The organism is Variovorax sp. LG9.2, from assembly GCF_035018885.1.
GTDB lineage: Bacteria > Pseudomonadota > Gammaproteobacteria > Burkholderiales > Burkholderiaceae_C > Variovorax.
On sequence record NZ_JASJXB010000134.1, the window covers coordinates 1 to 247 of the forward strand.

At 57.9% G+C, this 247-nt stretch carries 1 protein-coding gene; it reads left to right on the top strand.

The features are described 5' to 3' along the window. The coding region (locus QN413_RS27515) for an IS3 family transposase (protein ID WP_323499663.1) at positions 1 to 247 on the top strand (247 nt) is incomplete at both ends.

The following is a 247-nucleotide window of genomic DNA, read 5'->3' on the forward strand; positions in this document are numbered from 1 at the left end:
ATCACGGCAGCGCTGCGCAATTCGCTGGGGGTGTCCGTCAACCACAAGTGCGTCCAGCGCCTCATGAAGGAGATGGGTTTGCGCGCGCTGATTCGGGCGAGGAAGCGCTCTCGGTACGTCCCTGAAATCAGCGATGTGCACGTGCCAAACGTCCTGAAGCGAGACTTCTTCGCGAAGACTCCCAATGAGAAATGGGCAACCGACATCACCGAGTTCAACGTGAACGGGCAGAAGCTCTATCTATCGG